Source organism: Asticcacaulis sp., assembly GCF_027484505.1.
Classification (GTDB): Bacteria; Pseudomonadota; Alphaproteobacteria; order Caulobacterales; family Caulobacteraceae; genus Asticcacaulis.
The window spans coordinates 1-8,528 of the sequence record NZ_JAIXSV010000289.1 but is presented as its reverse complement, the minus strand read 5'-3'; the positions used below and the strand labels follow the sequence as shown (position 1 = coordinate 8,528).

Here is an 8,528-nt window from a genome sequence, read left to right as displayed (position 1 = left end):
GCTCAAGCAGTTCAGGGGAATTGCCACACGATACGACAAAAATCCCCTTAACTTCCTTGCCGCTGTCAAGATTGTAGCCTCTCGCATCTGGATCAAAGCGTTATGAGTCTACGGCCTAATGGAATCATTCCGCTCAAGCCGCCATTGAGGCGGCGGCCAAGGTGGCGCAGCCCGTACCCGGCGAGGGGCAAAGCAAAAACCTGGATCACTATGATTTCTACCAGAAATCATAGTGATCCAGGTGTAACCGCTTATTTCGCAAACGTCTCTGCGGTCAGCGGGTTGCGGTCCCACACCTGACCATCGGCCAGAGAGCGCAGCAGCTTGACATATTCCGCGTGGGTCCAGGCCAGAGGCGTGGCCGAGTTGGTGCCTTCACCCGTCTCATAGCCCGCCGGCTTGACACCGACGCCGTCCCACACCTGTTCCGGCAGCATCAGGCCTTCATTGGCAAACAGCTCCATGCCGCGCACATAGGTGGCGCGAATGCGCGTTTTGTCCGTATCCGTCACACCACCGCTTTTCAGCGCCGCGCGGGCCAACTCATAATGGCCGCGTTCGCCGGTGAAGAAGGGCCACACGCGGCCGCGCTGACCGGGGGTCGAGCCGCCCAGAACGCCGTAATTGGCGCCCGTCGTCTCGTCTTCGCCATAGCCGTCATTGCCATAGCGGCGGAAGCCGGGGAAGGCGCCTTCAACGCCCTTGAAACGGAAGGTGTATTTGACGCGCAGGTTCTCCGGCAGGGTCTCGTCATCAAGGAAAGTCAGTGAACGGACGATGTTGGCGTCATCGGCGCGGCGCACGCCATAGCGCACCAGCTCCAGGAAGCCCCCATCGAGGATCAGGTCGCCCCGCATCCCCTTGCGACCGTTGCGTTCGTCCTGCACGCCCGGATTATTGGCGTCGTCCGAGCGCGACAGGCGCATATAGTAGGTGTCCTTACCGCCCTTGATGGCGCCGGTGGTGGTGACCATGCGGGCTTCGATCTTCGCCGAAATGTCGGCGGCGCGGGCCTTCAGTTGCGCAGCCATATCGGCGTCGCCCGACCGCGCGGCGATGTCAGAGGCGGCGATCAGCCCGGCCACAATGGCGGCGGTGGTGGAGGGCGAATAGCCTTCCTGCTCCTCCCAGCGCTCCTGCTGCGTATAGGGCGGGTTGATTTTGGCGTTATTCCAGCCGATATGCGTCGTGCCGCCATCCTTGAGGAAGGTCGCGGCGGGCTTGAGCATCGAAGCCCAGGAGGCCTTGAGATCGGCATCACTCATCAGGCCGCGGTGGTTGAGGTTCCAGCCGAGCATGATCGGCATGGCGGTCTGATCGAGCTGCACGCCGACCCATTCCGGCGTGCCATCGACGTGCGCCTTTTGCAGGAACCAGCCGCCGTCACCCTTATTGCCCGGCGTGTTCGGCCCGACCTGCACCTTGGGCAGGTAATGATAGGCGGCCAGCGGCGTTTGTTTATCGCCCAGTGCCGCCAGCGCTATCGCCACCTGATAGAAGTCGCGCGGCCACACGGCCTTATAGCCCGTCGCCGACTGCTTGGCGAAGACGGTTTCGCCCCACGGGTTCGAGAGGGAGGCGATCAGCGCCCCGGCATAGGTGCGGTCTTCCTGCACCTTGAGCATCAGGGCCGAGGCGTAGAGCAGCTTACCATTGTCGGTCGATTGGGCCGTCAGGCGCGGCAATTCGCTTAAGGAAGCCAGATAGTCTTCCCAGCCGATCGCCTTGCCCTGACCGTTATAGCGCGCCAGCACGGTGGCATAGCCGGTCTTCAGCGTCGCGGCGGCTTCCCTATCCGCGGCGGCGACATCCTTGCCGAAGCCGAGCGCCAGATCGAAGGTGGCTGAGGTGGTCACCGGCTTGAAGGCGGCGACGGCGCGGATATTGCCCTTTTCGCTGATTTTGGCGTTCAGTGCGCCCAGCGTGCCGTCTTTCAACAGGCCCACCAGCGCGTCCTTGCCCGTAAAGCCGATGCTGGCGGCCTCATAAGGGACCGAAGCGCGCAGCGACAGGGCGTGCGGGCCGTCAAAGGCGCGCAACGCGGTCTTCGACGCATCGCCCTGATCGTCGCCGGAGGTGTTGTTGACCGACGGGTCGAGCACGACATAGGGCGTCACCGTGCCTTTCAGCGCCTTAACCGTGACGCGCAGCATCAGGGTCTGATGGTCCGGGTCGGTGAAGACGTCCTTAGTGACCACAAAGCGGCCCTGCTTGTCCGTATTGGTCAGGCGATAGGCGGGCGACAGCGGACGCCCGGCCTTGTCCTTATGCAGATAGTCGATGTGCGACACCGTATCGGCGGCTTCGCTCGCCACCCAGCCATCGCCCACGAGGACGAGCGACAGATCGCGGATCTGCGCTTCGTGGATCAGGCCGTACATGGTTTCCGACACCACGCCGTTGGCCAGCGAAAACCACACCTTCGACACCGTGCCGGTGGTGGCCTTGTCACTATACTGGAGGTTCTTATAGGCCTCATAGGACGACCCGATGCCCTGCTTGGTCGCCGCCGCCCAGGGCGAGGCCTCTGCGGGGCCGTCGGTGGCGTCGGTCGAGACGACCTGATTGGGCGTGTGGGCGGTATTGCTCGGCTTTTCGCTGTCTGGGGCAGCCGCGGCGGCAGCGGCGGCCAGAAGGGCGCACAGGCTTACCGATGCGATGAGGCGCTTGGACATATGGACACTCCCTGAACACGCACCGTTGGCGGCAGAAGAGGACCTCTGCGGCGGCGCGTTTTTACACTCTTTCCCTATTGGTACAGCGCCGCCGCCCCTGACGAAACCCGCCCCCGACGTGAATACGTATTCAGCTCTTTCATACCTCCCCAACTCATTTGGCGTATAGCGCCAGCGAACATATAGCTTCCGCCAGCGATGGGACCGCACGAGCCGCCGCAGGCGGTGATCGGACCGCCGATGCGGATGCGGTGGTGGAGTACTTACTGAGTGTCGGCGGGTTGTGCCTGTTAGCCCCCTTTTTTGAATTGCTGTAAACTGTTTCGCCTCTGCGTCCCTTTGAATATCAGGCACAAGCCCATGCCAATCTTTAAATTTAATGTTTATCATTAAATTATTTGACATTCTTCGCTATAGGATTTATCGATAATCATGAAATTTATCCGGGAGGGTCTTATGCCTGCAAAACGCCGCCACCTGTTCACCGGCACGCTCTGGCTGCTTAAGGCCGCGCTTGTCGTTTATGCCATCGGCGCGGTCCTCAGTTCGATCCGTCTGGGGATGCTCATCGCTTTTGGGCCAGAGCCGTGGCCGAAGGGGACGCAAATCGACGTGTCCGTTGCCGCGCTTGTTATGATTGCGCTGGCGGTGCCTGTGTTTATGAACCTGCTGACGGTGGTGCGCTCTGGTCAGGCCGGCACCCCCTTCACGCCGGAAAATGGCACGCGCCTGCGCTGGATCGGTATATTCTTGACAGCGGGCTATGTGGCTCACCCGATCCTCGTTTTTCTGGCCGATGCCTCACGCGCGCCCGAAGCGTTGATAGCATCTCTGGCCAAAGGGCTTCTGCCGGTCGTGCTGTGCTTTGTTGTGGCCCATATTTTCGATATCGGCACCGACCTGCGTGAGGATCTGGAAGGCACGGTATAATATGCCCATCATCAGTAAGCTTGATGATCTGCTGTATGCGCGTCGCATGACCTTGTCCGAGCTGGCTGAGCGCGTGGACATCGCCCTGCCCAATCTGTCCATCCTTAAAACGGGCAAGGCGCGGGCCATCCGCTTTTCGACGTTGGAGGCGATCTGCCGTGAGCTGGATTGCCAGCCGGGCGACCTGATCACCTATCAGCCGGACGACAAAACTTAAGCGGCGCTGTGGCGCCTGAAAGACAAAAGAGGGGAGCCCATGCTCAAATCTATCGTTTTCGCCGCTGCACTTGTGGCGGCGGCCGGGTCGGCCTGTGCTCAGACCTCCGTCACGCTGACGCCCGCCGCAGATGACTGGGCCCTGACCGAAGTCAGTGTCGTCAAAAACCTGCCCGGTCCCGCTCTGTGGAAGGTTATCAAAGACGATAAGGTCGTCTGGCTCATCGGTGACTTGCGGATTGACGCCACAAAAACGTGGGACAGCGCCCGTATAGACCGGATACTTTCCGACGCCGAAGGGCTTTACCTGCCGCCAGCCCCGAAATTCGGTCTTCTGGCGCTTTACGCCGTGATGAGCGGTAAGGATTTGCCCGGCAGTCAGACCCTGCGTGATGTTCTGCCACCGGCTGAATACGCCCGCTGGGCTCAACTCGCCCGGACGTATGAGATCGATACGCGCGACATCGAAAAGGACCGGCCCTTGTGGGCGGGCGTCCGCTTTCTGGATGCCGTCAGCACAAAAAAAGGCTTCTCATCGCAGGCCATTTCGCAGCACCTCACTCAGGTCGCCAAGCGTCACAAGGTGAAGGTCGCCCGCATTTCCCGGATGGAGACGCGTGCTCTGGTCAAACAGACCAACGCTATTGATGAGGCCGAGGGCCGCCGGTGCCTGTCAGGGATGCTCGATCTCACGGAGTATATGGTGGCCACAACCGCCGCACAGACCGACGCCTGGGCCAACGGGGAGGTGGGCGGCCTGAAAGCGATCCTGCGGGCTCAGCCGAAGGCCGATTGCCACGAGGCTTTGGGGGGGCAGTTACGCGCGAAATGGACAGCGGACACACTGCGCATGGTCGATACGGCCATGCAGGGCACCCGCCGCAGCGTTCTCCTTCTGCCTGTGCCTTTATTACTGGATGAGCGGCTGGTGAACGAGCTGAGGGCACAGGGTTATCAGGTCCGCACCCCCGGTTAGAGCGCAATCCGACAAAGTGGATACCACTTTTGGCTTCGCCGAACTTCGTTTCGGAAAAATTGCGCGACTAAACAAAAGCTTAGACCCGATCCGATGCCCCTGCGCCTGTTGGATGACGCAAAGCTGGATCGCAACTCGGCAGAGGCCTTAGGGCGTCTGCCGCTTTTTTTGCGTCAGGCACCGAAGTGGATACCTCTTTGTCTGAGTCTGGACTAAACTTTCATAAAATAAGGGGCTTTGAAAAAAACAAGGGCGGGCCGTGACTCAGTTTCACCTCAACAGCATCGATATCGGCGTGGCGGCGGCCTATGTGCTGGGGCTGGTGGCGCTGGCGCTTTTGTCGCGGCTGAAGATCACCACGCTCAAGCAGCAGTTTCTGGCGGCGGGTCAGGCGCGCTGGCCTGTGGTGGGGTTCACGCTTTACGCCGCCACCCTGTCGTCCTCGGCCCTGATCGGCGTGCCCGGCTCGGCTTACGCGCATGGGATCAGCGTCTATAATTACGACTGGGTAGCGGTGCTGGTCCTGACCCTGTTCTGCGCCGTGGTGCTGCCGACCTATCTGTCGTCGGGCGTCTTCACCGTGCCGGAGTTTCTTGAAAAGCGCTATGGCCGCTTTGCGCGCACCTATGTGTCGGGCCTGTCGATCGCCCTGATGACCTTTGTCGATACGGCAGGCCTGCTGTTTGCGGGCAGTCTGTTGTTCCGGTTGCTTTTTCCGGCGCTCAGCCTGTTTGAGGTGGGGGCGCTGCTGTCGCTGTGCGCCGGGCTGTTCCTCGTCGCCGGAGGCTTGCGCGCCGTGCTGATCACCGACACGGTGCAGGCCGTCTTCCTGATCGGCGTTTGCGCGGTCATCAGCGTCCTGGCGCTGAAGGCCGTCGGCGGCTGGCAGGCGGTTGCGGCCCACAGCGAAGCTTTGCGGCTGCATCTGGTTCGTCCGTCTACGGATGATGTGCTGCCGTGGACGGGGCTGGTTACCGGTTTGCCGCTGATCGGCTTCTATTTCTGGTGCACCAATCAGTACATGGTGCAGAAAGTGCTGGCCGCTAAATCGCTCGATCATGGCCGTTGGGGCAGCCTGTTTGCGGGCGGGCTCAAGCTGACGACTCTGGGGCTGCTGGTCGTGCCGGGCCTGTGCGCGCCGCTGCTGTTCCCGGCGCTGGAAGCCCCGGATCAGACCTTTTTCGCTCTGGCTTTCAGCCTGTTGCCGACGGGCGTCGTCGGGCTGGTCGCCGGGGTGTTTCTGGTCACCATCCTGTCGTCGCTGGCCTCCAACTATAATGCGGCGGCGACGCTGGTGACGCTCGACTTCCTTAAAGCGCTGCGTCCGCACACCTCTGAGGCGCGGCTGCTGCTGACCGGGCGGCTGGCTATCCTCAGCGTCATGGCCCTGTCGATCCTGTGGCTGCCCATGCTGGGGGCCATTCAGGACACGCTGTGGAACTATCTTCAGGCCATGCTGGCCTATTTCGTGCCGCCCGTGGCGACCCTGTTCCTGATGGGCCTGTTCTGGAAACGCGCCAATGCCTTTGGCGCGGCCTGTGCCCTGATCGTCGGCACGATGCTGAGCCTCACCCTGTTCATCAGTGTAGAGATCATCGGGGCTCTGCCGCTGCATTTTCTGGTTGCGGCCTTTGTCATCTTCGTCGTCAGCGCCGCCGCTCTGATCACCGGCAGCCTGTGGCGCCCGGCCCCGGAGGCTTCGGTGACGGCACTGGTCTTCACCCGCGCCGTGTGGGACCGTGAAAGCGCCGCACTGAAAGGCGTGCCGTGGTACAGGAATTACCGCTGGCTATCACTGGGTTTGCTGCTGTTCACGGCGGTTCTGGTCACCCCGCTGCTATAATCCCCTCTCCCTTGAGGGAGAGGGTTAGGGTGAGGGGGCAATGTCCCTAATTTCACCCGTTACTTTTCCTCGCTTGCGCCGTTAGCGTTTCGGCCTATCTTCGTGCGCTTACTGATGAGGCTCGACATGTCCAAAATTCCCTTCTGGTTGCGCGTTCTGGTGGCTTTTGCGCTGGGGACCGGGGTGGGGGTGGTCTTCGGTCAGCAGGCCGTGCCGTGGGTCGAGCCCATCGGCGACCTGTTTGTCAATCTGATCAAGATGCTGGTCGTGCCGCTGGTCTTCTTCACCATCGCGTCGTCGATTGCGCGGCTGGGCGAAGGGGCTCTGGGCGAAGGCGGCGGCGGTAAGGCCGTGCGTCTGGGGGTGGTGACGATTGTGTGGTTTATCATCACCGCCGGTCTGGCCGTGTCGCTGGGCTTTGCCATCGGCCACCTGATCGAGCCGGGCCGGGGCTTAAGCGGTCTGCCGCTGGCCGACGTCAAGCCCAAGGTCATCCCGCCGGTGCAGGACGTGCTGATCGGCATTGTGCCGACCAATATTTTCAAGGCCTTTGCCGAAGGTCAGGTCCTGAGCGTCGTCTTTGTCGCCCTGTTTGTCGGGGCGGGCCTCAGCGCTTTGGGCGACCGCGCGGCCGAGCTGAAAACCCTTGTCTCTCAGGGCAGTCAGTTGATGTTCAAGCTGACGCGCTGGGTGATCCAGCTGACGCCGTTTGGCGTGTTCGGCCTGATCGCCTCGGTGGTGGGGTCGTATGGGCTTGAGAGCCTGACGCCGCTCCTGAGCTTTATCGGGGCTATCTATCTAGCCTGCCTGATCCACGTGTTTGTCGTCTATCCGATCCTGCTCAAGCTGCATGGCTTGCGCGTCGTGGCCTTTTACAAGGGCGTGTTCGAAGCGCAGCAGACGGCCTTTTTCACCTGCTCGTCGCTGGGCACCCTGCCGGTGTCACTCAATGCGGCCATCGAAAAGCTGAAGCTCAATCCGGCCTATGCAGGCTTTGCCGTGCCGCTGGGGGCCAATATGAAGATGGACGGTTGCGGTGCCATCTATCCGGCCATCGCCTCGATCTTCGTGGCCAACTATTTCCATATCGAGCTGACCCAAAGCCACTATGTGATCATCGCGCTCACGGCGATGCTGGGGTCGCTGGCCACCGCCGGCGTGCCGGGCGTGGCGACGGTCATGCTGACCCTGACGCTTTCGACGGCGGGTCTGCCGCTGGAAGGGATCGCGCTGCTGGCCGCCATCGACCGCATTATCGACATGGTGCGCACGGCGACCAATGTGACGGGTCAGATCCTCATTCCGACGCTGGTGGCGCGCGAAAATGGCCTGCTCGAAGCGACCTCGCCCTTGGTCAGGGCCAAGGCTGAATAGACAGGATTGGCCACGAAAAACACGAAAAACACGAAAAGGGGAGGCTGAGCGCCCGGCGCGAAGCGCCCAACATTGTACCTGCCGCACGTAGGAAAAGGCTCTTCGGGCAAGACAGGTTCAACAGCGCTTTTCGTGTCTTTTGGTGTTTTTCGTGGCCAAAAACCTTTCGTGCCTTTCGTGGCTAAATCCCTTACCCCCTCGGTTCGAGGTACTGTGTCTGCATAGAGCGCTGGGTGTCGTCGAGGGCCATGCGGATGAGCGATTCCATGCACCATCTGGCCGCGCCTGAGTCCTGACGTTTGATGGCATCGAAGACGCGGCGGTGGTCGGGGATGGGGTCGCGGGTCAGGGCCTGATGGCGCTGTTTGAAGCGCGTGGACCAGGCGACGGCGGCCCCGATCGAGTGGCTCAGCGAGGCGAGGGCTTCGTTGTGCGTGGCGTGCATCAAAGCGTCGTGGAAGTCGAGATCGGCCTTGCGCCCGGCTTCGGTGGCCAGGGTCTCAGCCTCCATCAG

The 8,528-nt window shown here is 61.5% G+C and carries 7 protein-coding genes and 1 pseudogene; 6 read left to right on the top strand and 2 right to left on the bottom strand.

What is annotated here, in order from left to right:
• Positions 1-106 (top strand): annotated as a pseudogene (locus Q0072_RS16760) (IS5/IS1182 family transposase); the annotation flags it as partial.
• A gap of 145 nt (positions 107-251) precedes the next feature.
• Here the strand turns inward: Q0072_RS16760 and Q0072_RS16755 are convergent.
• Entirely contained in the window at positions 252-2,675 is a 2,424-nt protein-coding gene (locus Q0072_RS16755; protein ID WP_298332540.1) for a glucan 1,4-alpha-glucosidase, read from the bottom strand.
• A 456-nt stretch (positions 2,676-3,131) separates the two neighbouring features.
• Here Q0072_RS16755 and Q0072_RS16750 point away from each other — a divergent pair, with 456 nt between their 5' ends.
• The 5 genes from Q0072_RS16750 to Q0072_RS16730 all read left to right on the top strand — a co-directional run bounded on the left by Q0072_RS16750 (position 3,132) and on the right by Q0072_RS16730 (position 8,014).
• Positions 3,132-3,605 (top strand): DUF2975 domain-containing protein, encoded by a 474-nt coding sequence (locus Q0072_RS16750; protein ID WP_298332538.1) that lies wholly within the window; start codon positions 3,132-3,134, stop codon positions 3,603-3,605.
• Position 3,606: 1 nt separating this feature from the next.
• Entirely contained in the window at positions 3,607-3,822 is a 216-nt protein-coding gene (locus Q0072_RS16745) for a helix-turn-helix transcriptional regulator (RefSeq protein WP_298332535.1), read from the top strand.
• 39 nt (positions 3,823-3,861) lie between these two features.
• Positions 3,862-4,797 carry a TraB/GumN family protein gene (locus Q0072_RS16740; RefSeq protein ID WP_298332532.1) on the top strand — a complete coding sequence of 312 codons (936 nt, stop codon included), beginning with the start codon at positions 3,862-3,864 and terminating at the stop codon, positions 4,795-4,797.
• A gap of 259 nt (positions 4,798-5,056) precedes the next feature.
• Positions 5,057-6,640 (top strand): sodium/solute symporter, encoded by a 1,584-nt coding sequence (locus Q0072_RS16735; RefSeq protein WP_298332530.1) that lies wholly within the window; start codon positions 5,057-5,059, stop codon positions 6,638-6,640.
• Between the two features lie 126 nt (positions 6,641-6,766).
• Positions 6,767-8,014: a dicarboxylate/amino acid:cation symporter gene (locus Q0072_RS16730; protein WP_298332528.1), complete on the top strand. Its 1,248-nt coding sequence runs from the start codon at positions 6,767-6,769 to the stop codon at positions 8,012-8,014.
• Positions 8,015-8,204: 190 nt separating this feature from the next.
• Here the strand turns inward: Q0072_RS16730 and Q0072_RS16725 are convergent.
• Positions 8,205-8,528: FCD domain-containing protein (locus Q0072_RS16725; protein ID WP_298332461.1), on the bottom strand; the 324-nt coding region annotated here is incomplete at its 5' end.